The organism is Lederbergia wuyishanensis (assembly GCF_022900255.1).
GTDB lineage: Bacteria > Bacillota > Bacilli > Bacillales > Bacillaceae_C > Lederbergia > Lederbergia wuyishanensis.
The window spans coordinates 31,193-52,406 of record NZ_JALIRM010000020.1 but is presented as its reverse complement, the minus strand read 5'-3'; the positions used below and the strand labels follow the sequence as shown (position 1 = coordinate 52,406).

Sequence of the window (21,214 nt, the reverse complement as noted above, 5' to 3'; positions counted from 1 at the left end):
CATCTATTTCACCCCTCTTATAAACCGGCTTTTTTGGCTTCATTCCAAAATTGATCAAGCTCTTCTAAGCTATAGTGCTCAAATGGTTTCCCGCTCTCATGAACTTTAGACTCGATGTAAGAAAAACGGCGAATAAACTTTTCATTTGAGGTTTGCAATGCCTCTTCCGGATGAATGCCTAGTAGTCTAGCCACGTTTACCATTGCAAATAGTAAATCACCAAATTCAAAAAGCTGATCATGCTTATTTCCATTCGTCAATTCATTCTCAAATTCCTGCATTTCCTCTTTGACTTTTTCCCAAGCCTCTTCTGGAGCTCCCCAATCAAACCCCACTTTCGCAGCAGTTTTTTGGTATTCATACGATCTTAACAAGGCTGGAAACCCTTTACCTGTTCCTTCAAGCAATGACTTTCTACCTTCGGAGGAATTTTTCTCTTTTGCTTTAATTTCCGCCCAATTCGAAACTACTTGTTCAGCATCTTCTGCTAGAACATCTCCAAATACATGAGGATGACGGCGGATCATTTTTTCATTAATACTTTCGATGACATCATCTATAGAAAACATTCCTTCATCTTCACCAATTTGTGCATGAAGCATGACTTGCAGCAAGACATCGCCCAGCTCTTCAATCATATTATCTATATCATCTCGGTCAATCGCATCAAGTAGCTCATAAGCTTCTTCTATTAAATATTTTTTCAATGTTTCATGTGTCTGCTCTTTATCCCATGGACAACCATCCGGTCCTCTTAATTCCGCAATAATATCCCTTAACGTTGCAAACTCTCTATATGTAAGCTCTTGTTTAGAAATAGGCGGCACGTAAAGACTTGTTAAATTATTTAGCTCCATTTGCCTGTCTAATTCATACAGCGGCATTTTGGTAACCTGCTCTAACATGCTGCCTGCAGCAGTGACCATCATAACCTCATAATCATCTGGATATTTTTCCATTAGCGTCAATTTTACATCGGACGCTACAAAGGCATCATATACTTGAGCAATAATTATATGTTGATCAATTCGAATTTGTTCTTTTTTCAAGCTAGTCCCATCAAGCAATTGAAAGCCTTCCACTGGGTCTACTTTCACAGCTGCAAACAGACTGTCTAAAAAGCTTTGGCCACCACCTATTTTTACAGTGATACTATGAAGTGGAGCTTGCTCTAGCAGTAATTGAACCGTTCTCTCCGCTACCATTGGGTGTCCAGGGACAGCATATATGACCTTTTCGGAATCCGCCAACTTTAAAAGTGTTTCTGTTATTTCTTCATATACCACCTCAAATGAATCATGTTTTTCATATACTTCATCAAATGATTCAAAGTGGATATCTTCGCGAACCAATTCATCTACAACAGGGTGCTCTTTCGTTCTTAAAATAAGGCGGCCACCTTGCTTCAATAATTTATAAACTCCAAGGGGAAGCTGATCTAAATCACCTGATCCCAGCCCTATTATAATTATTTCCTTCTCCATGTTTACTTCCTTTCCCGCTTACTTTTAACAAACCGCTCGCCATAAGGAATGAGCGATAGTTCCTCAGCAGTTAAAATATGACTTTTTACTATCATAACCAAAAAAACAGCCGCTCCTATCATCACACTACTTAATGCCATTATCGTAAAAATCAAGCGGTTGGCACCAATTAAAGAAAACAGAATTAGCCATAATTGCAAAACTGCCGTCATTGCAACTCCAGCAACAATAAGCCTACTCGCCATTTTTTTAAAAGTCGCTAGAACCGCCACCCTTTTATTTAACTTTTTGATCATGAGGGCAGATACGACTGCTAGACCCGTTATCGTGGCTATAGCAGCACCCAATGTTCCTAAAAACGGCACGAATAAATAATTCAAAATAATTTTTGCAGTAAGACCGACAATGATGTACTTCCCAGGAGCAAAAACATGTCCCAAGCCTTGTAAAATTCCTGAAGATATCAAAATAAGCGAACTAAAAAATATCGATATTGCCAAAACAGCAAGAACCGAGGACCCGTCACCATTTGCGAATAACATGGCATTCGTAGGCTTGATGATGTTTACAAGTCCCACAGTAGCACCTAAGCCGATAACTGTGGTTATTTTTACTGAGCTGATTGCTTTCTGGCGTATAACTTCCTCATCATCTCTCAACCAGGCTGACGCTATAAGCGGTACTAAGGCTAGTGAAAATGAAGAAGCTGCAACAGTCCCAAGTTGAAGTAACGGCTGACCTCGATCAAATATTCCCTTTAACACTTTAGCCTCTTCCATGCTCACACCTGATTGAACGAGCAAGGAGTATAGACTAAAAGAATCAATCATTTGAAAAAGGATAAGTAGCATTCCGCTTAAACAAATAGCTGTACCATGAACAAGCACGATCTGAGCTGTTTTGTAAAATTTACGAATGGACAAACCTTTTGTGAACAGGAGGCGAATCGCTTTATGTTTCCATACAAAGAAACTTAGAATAATCAAGCCAAACATCGTTCCTAGAATAGAGCCTGTCACGGCGCCGCTTCCAACCTCATATAAGGAATACCCTTTTGACACGAACAATGAAGCAATGAGTAAGATAGCGGTGACCCTTGCCAATTGCTCGGTCACTTGACTTATAGCGGTTGGTTCCATCTTTCCAACACTTTGAAAGTAACCCCTCCATATAGATATGAAAGGTAAAAATAAAAACATAAAAGCAGAAATTTTAATTAAAGGGGCTAGCGCCACATCACCCATCCAAACAGATATGTAACGAGCTCCGAAAAAAAAGAATGAAAACAATGCAACTCCAACAAGCAGAAGGGTAAGGAAAGCAGCCTGTAATCCATGTGCAAGATGGTTTCGTTTCCCAACTTCACTTTCCGCTGCCAATTTAGAAATAATCACTGGAAAACCCGAACTAGCTAGAACAGCCGCTATTCCATAAATCGGATATACCTGCTGATATATATAAAAACCGATGTCCCCTACTATATTTTGAAAAGGCACTCGATATACAGCACTCAATATTTTAACGATAAAAGCGGCCAACGTTAAAATAAATGCCCCATGCATATACTGATTTGATTGTTGTTTAGGCAATCCCGCACTCGCCTTTCTTTGCAAACTATTCATAAGAGACATTATAGCACATTGCCCTTTCAACATATGATTTACCGAAATTAATGAAAACGTATGTGAACCGCCTATCGGCTCTAGCACACAAACTCTAATGTGCAAAAAGGCGTCTCTTCCATTTTTAACGTATCAACCTCGATTCGACGTCGCCTGAAGCTAGACAGCAAAAAGAGTAAGTGCAACTTTATGCTATCTTCTCTGTATCATAAAACACAAAACCCGAAGTGTATTCACTTCGGGTTTTCTCGAATATTCTTTTATGATTCCATTTGTCTTGCTAGGAAGCTTGCTGCTGTTTCTGCTGATTTTTTTTCTATTTCACCGATGGTTTGATCTTTTGAAAATATTACAACCGCACCTATTGGATCTCCACTGGCAATGATTGGAGATATCGTATAGGAGGATAGTTCTTCCTCATGCCCCTCTACTAAGGCAATTTTACTAGGATTTTTTTCAAGATGGGATGTACGCTCCGACATCGCTTTTTCAATCATTTCGCCATTACTTTTATTTAAGTATTCTTTTTTCGATCCGCCGCTAACTGCGATGACCGCGTCTCTATCACAAATCATTACTGAACTGCCTAAGCTTTCATATAACGCTTCGCCATATTCTTTAGCAAAGTCGCTCAATTCATTAATTGGAGAATATTTTTTCAAAATTACCTCTCCATCGCGATCTACAAAAATTTCCAACGGGTCACCTTCACGAATTCTAAGGGTTCTCCGAATTTCCTTTGGAATTACGACCCTTCCTAAATCATCAATTCGACGAACTATTCCAGTTGCTTTCATCCTAAGTTGCCTCTCTTTCATCAGATGATTTTATGGAAGCTTTCGAAAAATAGAGCGAAAATAAATAAAGAAAAGCTTCCGTTTTTACAATTCATTACCATCGGTAGTTGAATTTAGTATCTTTCAGTTAGAGAGTTCTATACATTCTAAGTCATTTTTTTGTAGATGAAAGCAATTTTTTACTTTTTAGCCTTTCCCAATTCCTTCATTATTTCTGTAGAAATGGTTAGCCATTCTTTTGTTTGTAGTCGATTGATTTGGATCGTTATTTTTAAGCGGGAACCATCCATACCAGGTACAACCGCCCGTCCGTGACGATTACATATACCAAAGACTTTCGTTCCATCTATTTCTTTCGTACCTTCTTCAGACATAAAAATGGATATATCCGTTTTAGATTGCTTAATAAGCTCTAGCTTCGCCTGACGAGCATAAACTTTCATTTCAGCAACATTAAATAAATAGCCCACTTGTTCTGGGTAGTCTCCGAAACGATCGATCATTTCCTCTTGTAATTCTTCAAGTTCTTCAAGAGAATCATTATTTCTAAAGCGCTTGTACATTTCTATTTTTTGATTTCCATCACGAATATAAGAATCCGGAATGTAGGCGTCCAATTCAAGCTCCACTTCAAATGTCGGTATGTTTTGTTCGTGAATGTCTCCTTTTCGTTCATCGATCGCTTCTTTCAGCATCTGAGAATATAGATCAAATCCAACAGAATCAATGAAACCATGTTGCTGGGCACCTAGCAAGTTACCTGCACCTCTTATTGATAAATCACGCATGGCAATTTTAAATCCTGAGCCTAACTCTGTAAATTCTTTAATAGCTTGTAATCTTTTTTCTGCTACTTCAGTTAGAACTTTGTTTCGTCTATACGTAAAGTAAGCATACGCGATACGATTGGAGCGTCCTACCCGCCCCCTCAATTGATAAAGCTGGGAAAGTCCCATTCGATCTGCATCATGAACGATTAGTGTATTCACATTCGGGATATCGACCCCTGTTTCAATAATCGTCGTCGTTACAAGTACATCGAATTCTCCATCAAGAAAACTAAGAATCACAGATTCAAGCTCAGTTTCAGTCATTTGCCCGTGTGCATACGCAACTCTAGCATCCGGGACAAGCATAGAAATTTCCTCTGTTTTTCTTTCAATATCCTCAACTCGATTATAAAGGAAATAAACTTGCCCACCTCTTGCTAATTCACGCTCAATCGATTCCTTTACGAGTGCACCATTATATTCCATCACATATGTTTGTACAGGGAATCGATTTTCAGGTGGTGTTTCGATAACAGATAAATCACGAACACCCAGCATTGACATATGAAGTGTTCGTGGGATAGGTGTAGCCGTCAATGTCAGCACGTCAACATTTGTTTTTAACTGTTTGATCTTTTCTTTATGTGTGACTCCAAAACGTTGCTCTTCATCGACAATTAATAGTCCCAGATCAGCGTATTGAATATCTTTTGACAAAAGACGATGAGTTCCAACTACGATATCAACTGTTCCGTTTTTTAACCCTTTCGCCGTTTCAGTTTGTTGTTTTTTAGAACGAAAACGACTCAGCAAGCCAATGTTAATTGGATAATCTTGAAATCTCTCCTTGATAGTTTCAAAATGCTGTTGCGCCAAAATGGTCGTCGGCACTAATACAGCGACTTGCTTCCCGTCCATAATTGCTTTAAATGCCGCACGAATTGCGACTTCCGTTTTTCCGTAACCAACATCCCCACAGAGTAAACGGTCCATTGGTCTTTCTCTTTCCATATCTCGTTTAATCTCTACGATTGACCGCAACTGATCCTCGGTTTCTTGATATGGGAATGAAGCTTCAAGCTCACGTTGTAAATCGCTATCCGGGGAAAATGCGTACCCTTTGGCCGCTTCCCTTTCTGCGTATAATTTAATCAATTCATCGGCAATATCCTTAACCGAAGACTCTACTTTTTTCTTTACACGCTTCCAATCGCTGCCACCTAATTTATAAACCTTTGGCTCCTTTCCTTCAGAGCCTACATATTTTTGAACGAGATCAATTTGCTCAACTGGTACATACAGCTTGTCATCAGCTTGATACCTAAGGTGCAAATAATCTTTATGCACCCCATTGATTACAAGGGTTTCAATTCCTAGATACTTTCCTATTCCATGATTTACGTGAACTACATAATCTCCAACCTGTAATTCGGAATAGCTTTTAATCCGTTCTGCATTTGACAGTTTTTGCCTTCGCTTCGATTTCCGGGTTTTCTTATTGAAAATTTCTTCTTCAGTAATTACAGCTATTTTAGCTATCGGCAACTCAAAACCAGTATTTAAAGCACCTTCAATAATTTGGATCCCTGAGGACATATTAGCAACATCTTTTACAATAGATGCTTCTACTTCATAGTCATATAAAACAGATTGTAATTTCTTTGCTCTTTCGGAATTTGGAGCTAGAAAAATAATGGAATAGCGATTTTTTTGCCAACGCTCTACTTCACCTTTAAGCAAATGCATTTGACCATGAAAATTCTGCATAAGTCTACATGGTATATTTGATATATTTTGTGGATTTGTATTTGGTACATGCCTCATAAATAAAGACAAATATACTTTAGGAAATGGATATTTCGATAATAACTCTGAAAAATGATTTGAAACGGCTAAATCATGAATAATTTCTCCTTGCTCAAGTAGAGCTGTATGCCATTCAGCTTCTTCTTTTTCAAGACTTTCATTCATTTCTTGAATACGGCTTAATTCATCAAAGATTAGCAATCCATCATTAGATAGATAATCTAGCAAACTTGCAGCAGGTTCATAGGCGTATGAAATATATTTATAAAATTGCTCTGGCTTTTGCCCATTTCGAAGCTGCTCTAAATCGTGCCCTATATTTTCGGATAAAAGTTCCTTTGCTTTTTCATTTCTAAGCTTTTTCAATGAACGAGAAAGACCAGCTTCAAGTTGATTTACGATTGCCGCTAATTGATTATGGTTTACCGGTGTTTCTGTGGCTGGACCAATTTGTACGCTTTTTCTTTTTTCTTTAGAACGTTGATCTTCGAGAGAAAATGTTCTAATCGAATCAACTTCCGTATCAAAGAGTTCTATGCGAATCGGATCTGCTTCCGTCAGAGGATATATATCTAATATTCCTCCTCGGACACTAAATTCACCTGGAGCACTGACCATATCTACTCTGCTATATCCCATTTGAACAAACTTCAAGAGATCTTTCTCAAGATCTAAATCTTGCCCGAGTTCGATAAATAGTTGAAATCCTTGCCAAACGGATGGAGGTGGCAGTATCTTTCTTAAGCTTGCTACTGGAACGACAAAAACACCACGACTGCCCGATACCATATAATTAAGTGCTTCAATTCTTTGAGCACGTAATTCTGGGCTTGCGATACTAAGTTCAGCAGCAATTAATTCATTAGCAGGATATAGAAAAAGCTCATTCTCATCAATAAATTGAGCAAGATCCTCATGAAGCTTTTGTGCCTGTAAAAGATTATGGGTAATAACGATAATCGACTTTCCGGTTTTTTCCGCCGCAGCTGCAATGAATGCCGCTCTTGCCGAACCGGATAACCCGGCTATTAGTTGTTCTCGCAGATTTTCTTCGACTCCGGAAAGAATCGATTGAATTTCGTTTTGCTGTATAATTAAGCTTTTAATGCCTTGCATGTTTATCTCCTCTTCATAGAAAATGGAAGGAATTTAAGAGGTAACTTGAACTCTATTAATTCTTTTTATGATTAGATTGCTATATAAAAAAGCTTGTTAATTGCATATTGATCGTTTTTTACGGACGGCACACGACACAAAATGCTCTTCATATCCCGTTTACCGTTTTTCCCGAAGGTGTCTCGCACCTTTCGCAAAACGATAATTTTTTATAAACCATATGATAATGGAAAATGGAAAAATGCTTTGGATTTTTTTATCCAAAGCTTTTAATGTATAAGGTAATCATATTGATGCAGATCAGGATTATTGACAAATGCTTCATGACAATCGTCGCATATAGCCTGAATATGAATATCTCCATTCGATCCATAAGTGACCATTTCTTGTTTTTCCCTATCGGTTAATGTATGAATGCCAAGTTGTTCTTCTTGGAAAACGGTATCATCAATCGTTCCCATTTTAGCTGAACAATGACGGCAATAATAATGAATTGGTATAGTAACCCCTCCTCATAAAAAGCAATTCGTCCATATAGTATGAACACCTTTATAAGGAGTTATTCGTACTAACCATTAAAATGATTCATGACTTCTAGAAAAGGCTTTTCCAACCACTCTTCGCATGCATCTACACATTTTTCGATGACAGATTGTATGTCATCTTTTTCTTCTTTGCGAAAATTACTAAGAACGTAGTCTGGTACTGTTACACCTATAGGAGGCCGATCGATTCCCACGCGTATCCTTTTGAATTCTTGTGTTCCTAAATTCGCTATTGTAGACTTTATCCCATTGTGTCCACCGGCACTGCCTTTTTGTCTAAGTCGTATCTTTCCGACTGGTAAATCAAGATCATCGTAAATCACAAGTAGATCTTCTACCGGTATATCATAATAATCCATAAGTGGGCGGATGCTTTCTCCTGATAAATTCATGTATGTTAAAGGTTTTAGTAAAATAACCTTTTCTCCATTTTTATGGATAATAGAATAGATTCCGTTGAATTTTTTCTCAGAAAGCTTAGTTCCAAGTCTGTTTGCTAATTCGTCTACAATCATAAAACCAATATTATGACGAGTTTTTTTATATGAAAGACCGGGGTTTCCTAACCCTACAATTAATTTCATCCTAAACACCCCAAGTTACACCTATTTCATCTATTATACGCTAAAATCTTATAAACGGAAACAAAAGCGCAACCCTGTGGCTGCGCTTCTCAATTTTTTTCTAAAGCTATTATTTTCTATACGTTGATTTCCGGTTCAGGTTGTCGTAATTTATACATCTTCACCTTCAGCTTTATCGTCGTTGCTGTTTTCAGGTGGATCTTCTTCACGTACTCCTCCGTCTGGAGTTTCTTCTTCTGTACGTGGAGGTTGGATATTAGCAATAGGCTCATCGTCTTCGTGATTAATCGTACAAGAGAACCTATTACGTATTTCTCCTACTGTTACCGATTCACCAATATTTAAGTCAGGGATATCAATCTGGATGACCTCAGGAATTTCTTCAGGAACAGCGGTTACAGAAAGTTCATGCAATAATACTTGAAGAACCCCACCGCTTTTGACGCCTGCTGAGTCATCGGATAATTCTACCCTTACATTGGCTTCAATTTCTTGATTTAAATCAATTGCTAGAAAATCTGCATGCGTAATTTCATTTTTCAAAGGGTCTTCTTGGTATTCATGTAAAAGTACATTAACCTTTTTCCCTTCAAGGTCTAGAGAAATAACACCATTTCGGCCGACTTCTCGCATGGTTTTCAAAAACTCGGCACTATTCACGGAAATTGGGGTATTTTTAACCTGGTACCCATAAACTACTGCTGGAATTCCACCTTGCATACGAATGTCCGTCAATTGTGAACGTTTCCCATTCGTACGGCTTTTTGCCACTAGTACTGTACTCATAAGTATGACACTCCCTCTCCCTATTATGTAATGCATCTCTATTAATACCCTAACACAAAGAAAAATAAACTTCTAATATAACGAAAAAAATACCAAACTACCCAATATCTTCGAAATGCAGGGGCATGGTAGAAATACCTTAATATTAATACAGAAAACTTCACGTAAATTTTGTTCCTGAAGCGAAAAAACGTACATGTATAAAAAAGATTGCCGAGAAAAGTTACCCTCTTCTCGACAATCTTAGAAGCGAATCATCGCTTTTTTATATTAATCAAACAATGTGCTTACGGATTGATTTTCGTGAACTCGAATAATAGCTTCTCCTAATAAAGGAGCTACGGAGAGTTCTTTAATTTTTGCTATTTTCTTTTCCTCCGGAAGTACGATTGAGTTCGTTACTACTAGCTCTTTAATATTGGAATTTTGTATCCTTTCAATCGCTGGCCCAGATAAAACCGGATGTGTACAGCAAGCATACACTTCTTTAGCTCCGCTTTCTGTAAGAGCATTTGCAGCTAATGTAATCGTACCTGCTGTATCAATAATATCATCGATTAATATTGCTATTTTCCCTTCAACATTACCGACAATATTCATTACTTCCGCTACATTTGGACGAGGACGGCGCTTATCAATAATGGCAATTGGTGCTTTTAAACGATCTGCTAGTCTTCTTGCGCGAGTAACACCACCATGATCCGGAGAAACGATCACAATATCCTCTCTATAGAGATTTTTAGATTTGAAATAATCTCCTAAAATAGGAACACCCATTAAATGGTCATTTGGAATATCAAAAAACCCTTGAATTTGAGGTGCATGGAGGTCAAGATTAATCATCCGTGTTGCCCCAGCTGTTTCAATAAGATTGGCAACTAATTTTGCTGTAATCGGTTCACGTGCTCTCGCTTTTCGATCTTGACGAGCATAACCATAATATGGCATAACAAGGTTGATTGTTTTAGCAGAAGCCCGTTTAAGTGCGTCAATCATGATGAGAAGTTCCATTAAATGATCGTTGACAGGATCACTCGTCGATTGGACAACATAAACATCACAGCCACGTATACTTTCTTCAATATTAATTTGAATTTCTCCGTCACTAAATCTATTAACAGAACATTTTCCAAGCTCCACACCGATAAATTTTGCAATTTCTTGCGCCAAAGCACGATTAGAACTTAATGAAAATATTTTCAAGCTAGGGTCAAGATAATGATTTGACATGATGAACCTCCGTATTAGTTTTTCAAATTTAGTTTCTTGACGTAATTTTCTTTATTAACCTGCCTGGCGCGCGCGATGGACAGAGATTCTCCCGGTACATCCTTCGTTATGGTTGAACCTGCGGCAATATAAGCGCCTTCCCCAATTGTTACAGGTGCAACTAGGTTAGAGTTACAGCCAACAAACACATTGTCTTCTATTTTGGTTAAGAATTTACTTTTCCCATTATAATTTACCGTAATTGAACCGCACCCAAGATTTACATTTGAACCAACCTCAGCATCACCAATATAACTTAAATGAGAGGCTTTACTACCTTTTCCAACTTCGGACTTTTTAATTTCAACAAAGTTTCCTACTTTCACATCATCGTGAATATTCGATTGTGGACGTATATGTGCAAATGGTCCGATTTGGACTTTTTCTCCAACCGTACTATCATGTACGACTGATTGTCTAATGACTGTTTCAGAACCAATTTGGGCATTGTCCAGTTCACTGTTTGGACCAATTTGACAATCTTCCCCAATAACAGTTTGTCCTTTTATGACTGTTCCTGGATGCAAAATTGTGTCCTTACCGATTTTTACATCTGAATCAATATACGTATTCTCAGGATCGATGATTGTAACACCATTTTTCATATGATTGGTGTTAATTCTTCTTCTCATGTGTCTTTCCGCTTCAGCAAGCGCTACACGATCGTTGATACCCATTGTTTCATCAAAATCCGATGTTTGAAATGCAAGGACCTTTTTCCCTTTAGCCTTTAAAATTTCAATCACATCAGGAAGGTAATATTCTCCTTGGGCATTGTCATTTGAAACTTCTTCAAGTGCTTCAAACAATGCTTGATTGTCAAAACAATACGTTCCTGTATTGATTTCTTTCACTTTTAACTCATCTTCACTAGCATCTTTATGTTCAACAACTTTTTCAACCGTTGCATTAATGTTGCGAATGACTCTTCCATAGCCATCAGGTTTTTCTGTATTAGCTGATAGAATGGTCCCAGCTGCATTTTGAGATTCATGCAGTTTAATCAACGCTTCCATAGTTTCAGCTGTAATAAGAGGAGTATCACCGCATATGACGAGAGTTGTTCCGTTCTCTTTGCCTAGCACTTCCTTCGCTTGTTTGACCGCATGGGCAGTTCCAAGCTGTTCCTCTTGAAGAACAAAATCACTTTTTCCTTCCAAATTAGTCTTTACAAGCTCCGCTCCGTGTCCGACAACAGTAACGATTTTGTCAGCGTTCACTTTTGAAATGTTGTCAAGAACGTGCTCTACCATCGGCTTCCCACAAATAGGATGAAGTACTTTATAAAGTTTTGACTTCATTCGTGTTCCTTGGCCAGCAGCCAGTATTACAGCGAATCGATTTGTCATAAACGGGCCCCCAATAACCTTTTTTTCCATAATGAATATATCTTAAATACGGCTTTTTTTCAAGAAATCAAGAAAATGTATAAAAAGTGTTCATAAAATAGATAAATGGAAAGTGCTTGTTCAGCCCTGACAAGCAAATGTTCTAATGTGAAATAGTCTGCCTTTTGACTTATATCACCTCAGCTTTTTTGACATCGAGGAGCCAGCAGAAAAGAGGAAATAGATGAGGGGAAGAATAAAAAATAAAAAGAGCCGTACTTGTGTAGTAGGGCTCTCGGTGAACTTTATTTCAGGAAGCACCGGCTTCTTCTAATTCCGGTTCTTCAACTTCTCCCAAACGATGGTATTCTGCCAATACGACATCCTGAATTTTACTCCTTGTATTAGAGTTTATTGGATGAGCAATATCGCGAAATTCTCCGTCCGGAGTGCGTTTGCTTGGCATTGCTACGAATAGGCCATTATTACCGTCTATTACACGAATATCGTGGACGACGAATTCATTATCTAGGGTAATTGAAGCAATCGCTCTCATTCTACCCTCTGTGTTGACGCGGCGTAATCTCACATCTGTTACTTCCATTGTGCTCACCACCTTCTTCTCCCTGATAGAATCATAAATTATGTATTCAACACAGATTGGAAATCTCCTTCTTTTATCCTGAAATTTTTTTAATATTTATAATTTGCAGGTTTGTAAGCGTTTGTGAAAATGTTTTTTCCTATACTAGACATAAAAATATCAATTATTTTACAAGTGCGATGACTTCAATTTCTAATAAAACATCTTTTGGTAGTCTTGCAACCTCAACACATGAACGGGCTGGCTTATGCTGAGAAAAATATTCACCGTATACTTCATTTATTGTTGAGAAATCATCCATATTTTTGATGAAGACAGTTGCTTTGACTACAGTTTCCAATGATGCCCCTGCCTCTTCTAATACTGCTTTCAGGTTTTGAAACACTTGATGAGTTTGTTCGACCACTCCACCTGACACAATGTTACCCTCTGGTGTCAACGGAATTTGACCGGAGCTATAAAAGATATTATTAACGACAATTCCTTGTGAATATGGCCCTATTGCTGCTGGTGCTTTTTCTGTTGATACAATACGCATATCATTCTCTCCTTAATGGTTATTTTTCTTTAGCTTACGAATCTTCCAAGCTCTTGCTTTCCACAGACACTTAAAAGCTAAAGGTGTATAAACAGGAACGACAAGTAAAAGTCTTCACCCTAGATGTTGTCCTTGGATTACTGGTTTTTAACCTTTAATCACTAAGCCTATAGCTTCTAAGTTGCTTTCTTATAAAAAGTTTGCCTGCTCTGCAAAATAATTACCTTCAACTACATTAATTTTTCTTTCCTTAACATTAACATCTGTTAGCTTTATTAGTGATATATAATCGTCTACTAGACGTTCTTCTTCATAATCAGATTCAACAAGTACCACCGTTCCGGCAACGATAGCATTAAACTCGGAAAGAAGGTTTACCATTCCATTTATTGTTCCTCCGGCTTTCATGAAATCGTCCACGATCAGCACTTTTGCTCCTTCTTTTAAGCTCCGTTTCGATAGAGACATCATTTGAAGACGTTTGGATGAACCAGATACATAGTTGATACTTACCGTTGAACCTTCTGTCGCAATATTATCACGTCTAACGATAATAAAAGGGACATTCAAATGGTGCGCTACAGTTTGTGCAATCGGAATTCCTTTAGTTGCAACCGTCATAATAACATCAATATCACGATCAGATACTGCAGAAGCAAGATGCTTACCAACTTCATTCAAAATTTGTGAATCCCCCAATAAATCAGTCATATATAAATATCCACCTGGAAGTAACCGATCAGGATCTGAAATTAACTGGCACAAATGATGAATAAATTCTTTAGCGTATTCTTTTTTTACCTTCGGAATATATTTTACTCCTCCCGCGGCTCCTGGAAGGGTTTGCAACGTTCCAATTCCTTGATTTTCAAATGTATCTTTAATTATCACTAAATCCTCACTAATTGACGATTTAGCTGATTGATATCGTTGTGAAAAATAAGTCAACGAAACAAGTTGACGAGGATGGTTCATTAAGAAATGAGTCATATCCACTAGACGCTCGCTACGGCGAAATTTCATCTTTAAACCTCCTAAACATCCTAAACATCCTAAATGCGAATAATATTATTGTAAATATACATTATTGTACGTAAATTGGCAAGTTTTAGGAGGATTAAACGATAGAATTAATAAGAATATCATGTTATTCTTATCATGTATTTTACTCACCCAACATTCTTACAGCAAAAACCTGATCGCAAAATCCTCGAAGGCCATTATATATTCTTTGTAGTCGTGAATCATGTTGGACAAAACCAAATACAGTTGGTCCACTACCACTCATTAACACTGCATCTGCTCCAAACTTTTCCATTTGTTCTTTAATATGCTGAACTTCTGGATACATCTGCAAAGTAACTTTTTCCAAAGCATTTCCTAAATTACGACATACCTCATCATATTGTTGATTTTGAATAGCTTTTATCATCGCTTCGGTATTTGGATGATCAATCTTCTTTAAATCTACATTTCTATATACATCAGCAGTTGAAACTCCTATAGAAGGCTTCGCTAAAATAACCCAGCAATTCGGTGGTGCCGGCAATTTCGTTACTTTCTCCCCTCTACCGCGTGCCAACCCAGTGCCTCCATAGACACAAAATGCAACGTCTGAGCCAATTTCCGAGCCGAGATCAGCCAATTCATCCATTGTTAGATTTAGATTCCATAATGTATTTAATCCTCGTAACGTGGCAGCTGCATCACTGCTTCCACCCGCAAGTCCTGCTGCAACAGGGATGGCTTTATCAATGGAGATAGACACGCCATTTTGGATATTAAAACGTTCTTTAAGAAGCTTGGCTGCCTGAAAAGCAAGATTCCTTTGATCTTCAGGTACAAATCGGCTATGCGATATTATGATGATTTGACCATCATCTCTATTTTCTAGTTCTATCCTGTCGGCTAAATCAATGGTCGTCATGACCATCTCTACTTCATGATAGCCATCTGCTCGCTTGCCAAGAACATCTAACGTTAAATTTATTTTGGCTGGAGCCTTAATTAACAGTCTCATGTTTTCACCTGCTTGTCTCTCCGTCTTTTCGCTTTTCTCATTTTAACATGAAATGACATAAACACATAAATATCTTATGAAAAATAAAAAAACCGAAGCTAGTGCTTCGGCTGCGGGTAGTTGAAAATCTTTAGGCAGTTGTTAAATAACTTAATGTCATTGTTTATTGGCAAGTTGTTGCTGGGCAATTTCAATCGCACGTTTAACCATATTCCCTGCATCACGAGCTTTTATACCGCCCCATCCTTCATCCTGAACAACATCATAAAACCCTAGCTCTTTTGCCAGTTCGACTTTCATCTTATCTGACATGATTCCTTTTCTTCGACCCAAAAAAATTCCTCCTTTTACCCGCCTTTATAGTGTGGGCAAAAGGGAGTAAAATATCGAGTTAAATGTTAACAAATGCGTACGTAGACTAGTTACTCGCTTACGTAGCTCTTTGAGCTGCACTTAATTGAGGAAGCTGCTCTATGGAGTCTCTTGCTACATTAAAAACACCAATCCACTGTATAAAAACAATAAAAAACAGCAGTAAACAATGTATGTTTACTGCTGTCCCAGCGCTAAATTTCCTGCTGTATCTTCAAAAAATGTAAGTTCAACCGTTTCAGTAAGTACATCTGCATAGCTGTAGGAAACACGCTCAAAAGCATTTTCCTCTTGGTCTAATTCGATGACAAAAACCGATGGATAAGTTTCTGCCAAAACCCCAGAACGTTCAATGGTTTTCCTGCGTCCTCCATTGGCTTTCAACATTAATCTTTTACCCAAGTTGGAATCAAGGGATTTTTTAATGCTTGCTAATGTTTTTGGCATTGCGCTCCACCTCACTGTAATTTATTATAGCACGGCGAACAGTTTAAGTCAAATAAAAGATTTATTTTATCAATGAATCATACTTCCTGTCAACGGTTTTTTATCTACATTTTATTCCCATTTCCAACATTTTTTATTATGCGCCTTTCTTCAATAATTATGTACTGACAAAAAAATCCTCATGGAAAAAGCACTGGATATGATTTCTCCAATGCTTCAATCATCAATTGGTGGTTTAAAAGGCATGCCTGTTCGTAGCACTCCTTTTGTCTCCACTCCTCCAAGACCCTTTTCTCCTGTGAGGGTATTGCGTAATACATCCCACACATTAATATTCTCCATAAAAGGTGTAAAACTGATTTTGCTAACGATATAAACTGGATCTAGTGCGTGTATATTGACTCTTTGTGGGGAGCTTGCGAAGTTTGCTCCTGCAAATATTAATGATTCGAAATGCGATTGACATGCACCCGCGAAAATCACTAGCTGATCCAAGTTAGGTACTCTTCTCCGTGCCTCTTTAACTGTTTCTACGAAATACTTCGAATGTCGGTATGCATTGATATCGATTTTTTTCCCTTTCGATTTTGAATAGGAGTCATGCCCGGTAATAACGAGGATATCCGGACGATATTCTTCGATTAACGGACCAACACGGAGATGCATTTCTTTTTCATTACAATGGATGCCGATTACCGCTACGCCAAGCCTATCATATAAATCTAGGCACTTTCTCAAGTAATTGGGGTCTCCATCAAGATGAAGGACACGCCCAGGCATTTGAAAATAATTGAAATCCCTTTTATAGCCTGAAGTTACTTTGTATTCTTGTTCCAGCCGAATAAGATCAATATCTTGCCTAAATAATTCAAATGATTGCTCCTCAAGTGAACGTACTTGCGATGTTCTCTTAAAACGTTCAGATTCACTTATAGAGACTAAGTCATCAATAGGTGCGTCTGCTACCAGCCGATAATCCTCACCGGATAATATAGCAGTCCTTCGACCGTCAATCTCCATGATATCGATGACTCTAAATAAAATGTCACATTGATAGGACAAGCGGCCGACAATCATATTGATTTCAATCACGGTCGTCAACTCCAATGAACAGCAAATAAATTATATTCCTCATGGATTAGGCTATGCAGACGACTTGATCCATGTGACTGTTCATACTTGACGATCTAATTGGTTCGAAATATGGGCAATAAATTGTCACTCAACGTCCCAAATTCTTGAATCGAAAGGGTTTCTCCTCTTCTCGAAGGATCAATACTTGCCGAATGTAAAGCCTTCAAGATCTCCTCCTTTTTCTCTTTCCCTTTCTCAAGTCCGTTCGTTAAATTATTGATAATTGTTTTTCTACGCTGGGCAAATGAGATTCGGATAACATTGAAGAAAAAGGCCTCATCTAAAACATCGACTGCTGGTTTTTCCCTTTTGATTAATCGGATAACTGCTGAGTCTACGTTCGGTTGCGGCATAAAAACCGTTTTTGGAACAATCATGACCGTTTCAGCCGTTGTGTAATATTGGATAGCAATAGACAATGACCCATAATCTTTCGTTCCTGGCTTTGCAGCAATCCTATCAGCTACTTCTTTTTGCAGCATCACGACCATTCCACGGATTGGAAGATTGTTTTCAAGCAATTTTAAAATAATGGGGGTGGTTACATAATACGGAAGGTTTGCAACGACCATGACATCATTTATGTTTGAAAACTTCTCTGGAATCATTTCCTGTAAATTCGCTTCTAATATATCTTGATGGATAATTTCAACATTATTATAAGGTGAAAGCGTATCTTCAAGAATAGGAAATAAGCGACCATCAATCTCGAATGCTACAACCTGTTTACATGACCTTGCTAAATGCTCAGTCAACGCCCCGATTCCGGGCCCTATCTCAATCGCACCCGTTTCCTTTGTCAAACCAGCAAACTTCGTAATATTACGTAAGATGTTCGGGTCAATCAAGAAGTTTTGTCCCAGACTCTTTTTAAATGAAAATCCATACTTTTTTAAAATTTCTTTCGTACGTATTGGTGTGGCAATGTCTTTTTCCACTATGATTTTTCCTCCTGTAAAACGCATTTTAATGCATTAATAAAATCTTCTTTCGATATTTGAAACATCATCAATCGTTTATGCAGTTGTTTACCGTTCGTATACCCAATTTTAAGCAATTCCCCAAGTCTTTCTCTACGTTCCTTTGCTTTTGGACCTCCAATTAATCCTGCATCGATTAAGTCTTCTTTTGATATTAATTCTTCGGTTAATTCGGTCATTGTTTGTGCTTCCTTCAAAGCTTCTCTTATAGCTTCTCTAGGAGCATGCTCCACTCCAAGGCCACGACCGGATTTACGCCTCGCATATTTTTTATCGATAAAAGCATGTTTACATCCAGGCACATGCTCCGTAATCGTTTTTCGAATCTTTTCTCCAGGGAAATCAGGGTCTGTAAGAATAATGACTCCTCTAACTTGTTGAGCAAGTTTTATTTTTTCAATTGTCTCCATTGAAATGGCGGATCCATTCGTTTCTATAGTGTCAGCATCTACCGATTTTTTTATGGCTTGCGTATCGTCTTTTCCCTCAACCACAATAATTTCTTTTATTTTCATTTTTCCTCCAAAAAAGTTGAAACATTTTTGTAATATGAACGTCTAATAAGGTAAGATAGTTTTCCCCTATCTTCTTTGTCGATTATCTTTTGCATCATTCAAGCGGTTCAGGAGATGATCGACCCTTTTTTCAATGTATCTTTAACTATAGTTTAAGCATCAGCCATTAGCTGCATAGGGGGATTACATTTTCTTAGAAACATTTTACTTTAATTTACACAAAGAAAAAAGCAGAGGACACTTGCCCCTGCATAAATCATATATCTAATTCAAAATTCGAATTTTAACTTGTCTTCTACCAAATCGATAAGCTTCTTCCTTAGAGGCAACAAAGACATCAATACGATTACCCTTAATTGCACCGCCTGTATCTCCTGCCACAGCATACCCATATCCTTCCACCCACACTTTTGTGCCAAGTGGGATGACTCTAGGGTCTACAGCGATTACCTTAAGATTAGGGTTTGCTCGTAAATTAATACCAGTTGCAGTAACACCTGAACAGCCGTTGCAATATGCGGTATACGCTGTCGCGCTCACATACATTTCTTTTCCACCGCTCGGAGCATCCGAATTAGCTGATACTGTTTTGCCACGCGAAACTTGCGCAACCACTACCTTCGTACCAACAGCAACTACTTTGTTTACACTATCTTTTACTTTTGTTTCCGAGATTAGCTCACGATTAACTTCCTTGCCATTTTCCTTTGTTACTTCATACTCTTTTTTCAGCATGCCTTCCTTGCCTTGCTGAACGACTTTCTCAGTGCCTGCTGCTAAAGTGGAGTCTTTTTTCGTAATAATTGCGTAATCAATTGGTTCTTCCACTACATCGGTGACTTTTTCAATGCGGACAATTTTTATTTTACTGTTTGGTTCCACTTTTTTGTCTAACTCTGGCTCCACACGGTCCAGTTCGCCTAGTGTAATCCCTTGTTGCTCTAAAAAGTCAGCGACCGTAGTCGAAGTGCTCCATACTTCTTCCTCTTGTTTCCCATTTTTTATTACAAGGGGAAAAGCTCGATCAATTACAAGTTTCAAATTTTCATATATTGGATCTTCAAAAGAATAATTCATTTTGTCGTGATCGTTTACGTGTAACTCCTGACTTTCCATAAATTCTTTTACGGTTTTTGCTGTAGTATACACATCTTTTTCGTGTTCTCCGTCTTGGATTGTGACTTTCTTTGCCGGTTCCCACACCACGCTCAGCTTATTTTTCACTTCGCTATTTAACGCATGAGATATATAGTCATCTTTGTCTACTACGACATTCAAGTCTTTCAACATATCCCCTATCGTATCAGCGTGGGTTTTTACTATTATTTTTTCTCCATCAACCGAAACAGCGACCGTTTTCTTCGTTCCTTCATAGACGAGTATCGTCAGAGTGGCTAAAAATACTATAAAACTAGCAATGAAAAGGCCTAATTTCTTTCGGGTGATTGAAGAAAAGTTAGAGTATATTGCGGGTTTTGTGTTCATACAAACACGCCTCCTTCTTCTCCGTGAGATTATACAAACATTGTTTGCAAATTGTCAACTCTCACTCCTTTTCATAAGGTAAGCTCTATTATGCACAGACAAGCATGAAAAGAAAAGAGAGAGTTATCGACAACCCCAGTTTTGGAAGAAGTAAAGTTTTGTAGAAATTACTGGAACCCCTATTAAAAATCTTGAAGTACTCTAGTATTTGCCGTTACTAGAATTTGTCAATCGATGCCGAATACTTTTTTTGCATTTGCTGTTGTGATTAGTGCTACTTCTTCCAAACTTATCCCTTTTAAATCGGCAATTTGCTCAGCAACAAGCCTTACATAACTAGGCTCGTTCCTTTTGCCCCTATAAGGATGCGGTGCTAAGTACGGGCAATCCGTCTCGATTAACAGACGGTCTAGTGGGACTTGAATCGCAACTTCTTTCGGTTTTTTCGCATTTTTAAATGTAACAGGACCACCGAGAGAAATATAAAAATTTAAATCCATGCATTGCTTTGCTACCTCAGCACTTCCACTGAAACAATGCATGATGCCCCCAACTTCTTCCGCATGTTCTTCCTGTAAAATCTGAATGATGTCCTGCGTAGCATCTCGATTATGTATAATAATTGGCATATTTATTTTTTTGGCTAGCCTGATTTGTTTACGGAATACATCCTTTTGGATTTCCTTTGGCGATTTATCCCAATGATAGTCAAGCCCCATTTCGCCTAAGGCTACCACTTTCGGATGTGCCGCAACCTCTTCAAGCCATATTAGATCTTCTTCTGTCATATCAATTGCGTCGACGGGATGCCATCCAACACTAGCATAAATAAATTCGTGTTCACTAATGATTTCCAATGCTCTTTGAATTGTTTTTCGATCAAACCCCACTACAACCATATATTCAACACCAGCATTTTTCGCGCGGGCTATTGTATCTTCGAGGTCTTCAGCATATTGGTCATCATTTAGGTGAACGTGTGTATCAAAAAGCATAATTTAGACTCCTTTTA

General features: G+C 38.1%; 20 protein-coding genes. All 20 read right to left on the bottom strand.

What is annotated here, in order from left to right; all coding sequences use genetic code 11:
• Positions 1 to 17 precede the first annotated feature (17 nt).
• On the bottom strand, positions 18 to 1,484 hold the full coding sequence (gene yabN / locus MT489_RS21490; protein WP_244683601.1) for a bifunctional methyltransferase/pyrophosphohydrolase YabN: 1,467 nt from the start codon (positions 1,482 to 1,484) through the stop codon (positions 18 to 20).
• 2 nt (positions 1,485 to 1,486) lie between these two features.
• Entirely contained in the window at positions 1,487 to 3,211 is a 1,725-nt protein-coding gene (locus MT489_RS21485; protein WP_244683600.1) for a putative polysaccharide biosynthesis protein, read from the bottom strand.
• A gap of 155 nt (positions 3,212 to 3,366) precedes the next feature.
• Positions 3,367 to 3,903 carry a stage V sporulation protein T gene (spoVT, locus tag MT489_RS21480; RefSeq protein ID WP_244683599.1) on the bottom strand — a complete coding sequence of 179 codons (537 nt, stop codon included), beginning with the start codon at positions 3,901 to 3,903 and terminating at the stop codon, positions 3,367 to 3,369.
• A gap of 179 nt (positions 3,904 to 4,082) precedes the next feature.
• Positions 4,083 to 7,595: a transcription-repair coupling factor gene (gene mfd / locus MT489_RS21475; RefSeq protein ID WP_244683598.1), complete on the bottom strand. Its 3,513-nt coding sequence runs from the start codon at positions 7,593 to 7,595 to the stop codon at positions 4,083 to 4,085.
• A 269-nt stretch (positions 7,596 to 7,864) separates the two neighbouring features.
• Positions 7,865 to 8,095, bottom strand: coding sequence for an anti-sigma-F factor Fin (gene fin / locus MT489_RS21470; protein WP_244683627.1), 231 nt, complete (start codon positions 8,093 to 8,095; stop codon positions 7,865 to 7,867).
• Positions 8,096 to 8,163: 68 nt separating this feature from the next.
• Positions 8,164 to 8,724, bottom strand: a complete 561-nt coding sequence (pth, locus tag MT489_RS21465) for an aminoacyl-tRNA hydrolase (protein ID WP_244683597.1) — start codon at positions 8,722 to 8,724, stop codon at positions 8,164 to 8,166.
• Positions 8,725 to 8,874: 150 nt separating this feature from the next.
• On the bottom strand, positions 8,875 to 9,510 hold the full coding sequence (locus tag MT489_RS21460; protein WP_244683596.1) for a 50S ribosomal protein L25/general stress protein Ctc: 636 nt from the start codon (positions 9,508 to 9,510) through the stop codon (positions 8,875 to 8,877).
• Between the two features lie 270 nt (positions 9,511 to 9,780).
• Positions 9,781 to 10,740, bottom strand: coding sequence for a ribose-phosphate diphosphokinase (locus tag MT489_RS21455; RefSeq protein ID WP_244683595.1), 960 nt, complete (start codon positions 10,738 to 10,740; stop codon positions 9,781 to 9,783).
• Positions 10,741 to 10,754: 14 nt separating this feature from the next.
• Positions 10,755 to 12,128: a bifunctional UDP-N-acetylglucosamine diphosphorylase/glucosamine-1-phosphate N-acetyltransferase GlmU gene (gene glmU, locus MT489_RS21450; protein WP_244683594.1), complete on the bottom strand. Its 1,374-nt coding sequence runs from the start codon at positions 12,126 to 12,128 to the stop codon at positions 10,755 to 10,757.
• 289 nt (positions 12,129 to 12,417) lie between these two features.
• On the bottom strand, positions 12,418 to 12,711 hold the full coding sequence (gene spoVG / locus MT489_RS21445; RefSeq protein WP_213100123.1) for a septation regulator SpoVG: 294 nt from the start codon (positions 12,709 to 12,711) through the stop codon (positions 12,418 to 12,420).
• 163 nt (positions 12,712 to 12,874) lie between these two features.
• Entirely contained in the window at positions 12,875 to 13,249 is a 375-nt protein-coding gene (locus MT489_RS21440; RefSeq protein ID WP_244683593.1) for a RidA family protein, read from the bottom strand.
• Positions 13,250 to 13,438: 189 nt separating this feature from the next.
• The gene (gene purR / locus MT489_RS21435; RefSeq protein WP_244683592.1) at positions 13,439 to 14,272 is read right to left on the bottom strand and encodes a pur operon repressor; all 834 of its coding nucleotides are present in this window, start codon (positions 14,270 to 14,272) and stop codon (positions 13,439 to 13,441) included.
• Between the two features lie 142 nt (positions 14,273 to 14,414).
• A complete protein-coding gene (gene ispE, locus MT489_RS21430; RefSeq protein ID WP_244683591.1) occupies positions 14,415 to 15,269 on the bottom strand; it encodes a 4-(cytidine 5'-diphospho)-2-C-methyl-D-erythritol kinase in 855 nt (284 codons plus the stop codon).
• A gap of 156 nt (positions 15,270 to 15,425) precedes the next feature.
• A complete protein-coding gene (locus MT489_RS21425; protein ID WP_244683590.1) occupies positions 15,426 to 15,602 on the bottom strand; it encodes a small, acid-soluble spore protein, alpha/beta type in 177 nt (58 codons plus the stop codon).
• A gap of 216 nt (positions 15,603 to 15,818) precedes the next feature.
• Complete coding sequence (veg, locus tag MT489_RS21420; RefSeq protein ID WP_220157316.1) at positions 15,819 to 16,088, bottom strand: biofilm formation stimulator Veg; 270 nt, start codon at positions 16,086 to 16,088, stop codon at positions 15,819 to 15,821.
• Between the two features lie 216 nt (positions 16,089 to 16,304).
• Positions 16,305 to 17,165: a sporulation peptidase YabG gene (gene yabG, locus MT489_RS21415; RefSeq protein WP_244683626.1), complete on the bottom strand. Its 861-nt coding sequence runs from the start codon at positions 17,163 to 17,165 to the stop codon at positions 16,305 to 16,307.
• A 110-nt stretch (positions 17,166 to 17,275) separates the two neighbouring features.
• Entirely contained in the window at positions 17,276 to 18,160 is an 885-nt protein-coding gene (gene rsmA, locus MT489_RS21410) for a 16S rRNA (adenine(1518)-N(6)/adenine(1519)-N(6))-dimethyltransferase RsmA (RefSeq protein ID WP_244683589.1), read from the bottom strand.
• Entirely contained in the window at positions 18,160 to 18,717 is a 558-nt protein-coding gene (gene rnmV, locus MT489_RS21405) for a ribonuclease M5 (RefSeq protein ID WP_244683588.1), read from the bottom strand. Before rnmV ends, rsmA begins: the two co-directional genes overlap by 1 nt.
• Before the next feature lie 264 nt (positions 18,718 to 18,981).
• Complete coding sequence (locus MT489_RS21400; protein WP_244683587.1) at positions 18,982 to 20,202, bottom strand: resuscitation-promoting factor; 1,221 nt, start codon at positions 20,200 to 20,202, stop codon at positions 18,982 to 18,984.
• Positions 20,203 to 20,429: 227 nt separating this feature from the next.
• A complete protein-coding gene (locus tag MT489_RS21395; RefSeq protein ID WP_244683586.1) occupies positions 20,430 to 21,197 on the bottom strand; it encodes a TatD family hydrolase in 768 nt (255 codons plus the stop codon).
• Between the last annotated feature and the right edge of the window lie 17 nt (positions 21,198 to 21,214).

Coding starts and splice junctions, on each gene's coding strand:
- yabN (WP_244683601.1), bottom strand. CDS start 1,484: ATGGAGAAGGAAATAATTATAATAGGGCTGGGATCAGGTGATTTAGAT.
- spoVT (WP_244683599.1), bottom strand. CDS start 3,903: ATGAAAGCAACTGGAATAGTTCGTCGAATTGATGATTTAGGAAGGGTC.
- mfd (WP_244683598.1), bottom strand. CDS start 7,595: ATGCAAGGCATTAAAAGCTTAATTATACAGCAAAACGAAATTCAATCG.
- pth (WP_244683597.1), bottom strand. CDS start 8,724: ATGAAATTAATTGTAGGGTTAGGAAACCCCGGTCTTTCATATAAAAAA.
- MT489_RS21460 (WP_244683596.1), bottom strand. CDS start 9,510: ATGAGTACAGTACTAGTGGCAAAAAGCCGTACGAATGGGAAACGTTCA.
- MT489_RS21455 (WP_244683595.1), bottom strand. CDS start 10,740: ATGTCAAATCATTATCTTGACCCTAGCTTGAAAATATTTTCATTAAGT.
- glmU (WP_244683594.1), bottom strand. CDS start 12,128: ATGACAAATCGATTCGCTGTAATACTGGCTGCTGGCCAAGGAACACGA.
- spoVG (WP_213100123.1), bottom strand. CDS start 12,711: ATGGAAGTAACAGATGTGAGATTACGCCGCGTCAACACAGAGGGTAGA.
- MT489_RS21440 (WP_244683593.1), bottom strand. CDS start 13,249: ATGCGTATTGTATCAACAGAAAAAGCACCAGCAGCAATAGGGCCATAT.
- purR (WP_244683592.1), bottom strand. CDS start 14,272: ATGAAATTTCGCCGTAGCGAGCGTCTAGTGGATATGACTCATTTCTTA.
- ispE (WP_244683591.1), bottom strand. CDS start 15,269: ATGAGACTGTTAATTAAGGCTCCAGCCAAAATAAATTTAACGTTAGAT.
- veg (WP_220157316.1), bottom strand. CDS start 16,088: ATGCCAAAAACATTAGCAAGCATTAAAAAATCCCTTGATTCCAACTTG.
- yabG (WP_244683626.1), bottom strand. CDS start 17,165: ATGATTGTCGGCCGCTTGTCCTATCAATGTGACATTTTATTTAGAGTC.
- rnmV (WP_244683588.1), bottom strand. CDS start 18,717: ATGAAAATAAAAGAAATTATTGTGGTTGAGGGAAAAGACGATACGCAA.
- MT489_RS21400 (WP_244683587.1), bottom strand. CDS start 20,202: ATGAACACAAAACCCGCAATATACTCTAACTTTTCTTCAATCACCCGA.
- MT489_RS21395 (WP_244683586.1), bottom strand. CDS start 21,197: ATGCTTTTTGATACACACGTTCACCTAAATGATGACCAATATGCTGAA.